Genomic DNA, 2,196 nt, shown 5'->3' on the forward strand with positions numbered 1-2,196 from the left:
CGCCAGCCTCGGCTTCGTGATCATCTGTCTCGACGTGACGGTGGTGAACGTCGCGCTCGAACGCATTCGGCAAGCCTTGTCCGCCAGTGCCACCGAGCTGGAATGGGTGCTCAATGCATACACGCTCGCGTTCGCCTGCCTTCTGCTCAGCGCGGGTGCGCTCGGTGATCGGCTGGGCGGGCGGCGCGTGTTCGTCGGCGGCCTGGCGCTGTTTACCGTGGCGTCGGTCGCGTGCGGCTTCTCAAGCGGGGCGGCCACGCTTATCGTCGCGCGGGTCGCACAGGGGATCGCGGCGGCGTTGTGCGTGCCTTCGTCGCTGTCGCTGCTCAACGCAAGCTTTCCCGACCCACGGGCGCGAGCGAAGGCCGTCAGCATCTGGGCCGGGACGGCCGCGCTGGCGCTCGGCGCCGGTCCTGTCGTGGGCGGCGCGCTGGTCGACTGTTTCGGCTGGCGGAGCATCTTTCTGATCAACTTGCCCATAGGGCTCATCGGCATCTGGCTAACGCTGGGTTATGCGCCCGAGACGATCCGTAATGCAGGGCGTCGCTTCGATCTGGCCGGGCAACTGCTGGCGGTGATTGCGCTTGGCGCGCTGATGTTCGCGGTCGTCGAAAGCGGAACGCTGGGCTGGGGAAATGCGGCTGTGCTGGCGGGTATCGTCTGTTTCGTCGTGTTCGGCGTGCTGTTCGTGCTGGTCGAAAAATGGCAACGGCAGCCGATGCTCCCGCTTTCACTGTTCCAGATACCCGCCGTCAATGTGAGTTCGGCGATAGGGCTCTCGCTCAACTTCGGCTATTACGGCCTGATGTTCGCGATGAGCCTGTTCTTTCAGAGCGTGTGGGGCTATACGCCAATCCAGACGGGCCTGGCTTTCCTGCCGATGACCGCCGTCGTGACGGTGGCCAATCTCACGTCCGGCGCGTTGACCGCACGCTTTGGCTATCGTTTTCCGATGGTGGCCGGCCAGGTGCTCGCGGCGGCCGGCCTTCTATCGCTCCGGCTGATCGGCAGCAATAGCAGTTACCTGGCGATCACGGCCCCGTTGCTCGCGATCGGAGTCGGAGTCGCGCTGGCCGTACCGTCGATCAATACCGCGGTGCTCGAGAATGTCGATGCGCGATCCGTCGGCATCGCGTCGGGTGTGCTGAACACGGCGCGTCAAATTGGAGGCGCGCTCGGCGTGGGTATCTTCGGATCGCTCGTGGTCGGCACGGCCGGCGACCTCGTCAAAGGTCTGCATACGTCCGTCCTGGTGGCGGGGGTTTTGATGACGGCCGGGGTCGTCCTGACGATCGTCGGGTTGAAACCCTCACGCGCCAATCAGTTCTACGACCCGGCATGATCAGCAGTGCGCTGGGCGGAGATCGCAATTGCTCCGCCCTTCTTGTGCTGCATTGCTGCCAGCTTTTCCGCGTCGGACGCAATCACTTGCTTGCCAACTACTTGTCGTCGTCAGAATCTTCGGCGTGTATTAGGCGCCACTTTCGGACTGTAGCGATCAACTCACACCGGGCACCGCGTTAAAGTTTTTGCCAGCGGCGGGCCCGCTTCGAGATCGCTTGCCTCAGCGGTCAAATCTCTGTCTCCTGCATACGGCGTTCAAGCTCACCCATGTCGGCGGCGGACGCAAGATACGCGTCGCGACGACTGTATTCGGCTCGCTCAAGCGCCTTCTTCAACAACGGGTATAGATAGATGAACAGGATGAACACTGCGTCCTCCGGTTGGCCTGGTCGATTGCGTACCGCCCTGAACGGGGCGCGGCACATGGGGTCCAGGCGTGCATCCGGTGCGGGACATCTGAATTCGATTGATGCGCGGTGCTTGCTACGGCTGGGACGCTGCTTGATGCAGAGTCCATGCCACGTGGCGGCCAAGCTTGTCTGGCGCGGGTTTCAGCGCTATCGGCGGGATTCGGAGCGGCGAAGTGTTGTCGTGTGGCCGACGAATGTCGAGTGACAGTCGGATCGTGCCAGACATGTGTTCGATGCGGTATCGCGCGGTGCTTTGTTACCGCTTGCAGAAAACGGAATTGGGCAGACCAGGCATCATTACAAATTAAAGTGTTACTAACGAATTCGGTGATGCACCAGATGACGCGGAGCCTAATAACCTAATAAATCAGACTCGCCGGATTCGTCACGCGAATTCGTTGATTTTGCCGGAGTGTGAGAGCGCCCGCGTTGCACCGGTTGA

Annotated in this window: 2 protein-coding genes; one reads left to right on the forward strand and one right to left on the reverse strand. The window is 61.9% G+C overall.

What is annotated here, in order from left to right; genetic code table 11:
* On the forward strand, positions 1-1,342 hold a 1,342-nt coding region (locus VGN12_02460), incomplete at its 5' end, for an MFS transporter (GenBank protein HEY4308290.1).
* 229 nt (positions 1,343-1,571) lie between these two features.
* Here the strand turns inward: VGN12_02460 and VGN12_02465 are convergent.
* Entirely contained in the window at positions 1,572-1,712 is a 141-nt protein-coding gene (locus VGN12_02465) for a DUF3563 family protein (GenBank protein HEY4308291.1), read from the reverse strand.
* Positions 1,713-2,196: the final 484 nt, after the last annotated feature.

The organism is Pirellulales bacterium (assembly GCA_036499395.1).
In the GTDB taxonomy this organism is placed as follows: Bacteria; Planctomycetota; Planctomycetia; order Pirellulales; family JACPPG01; genus JACPPG01.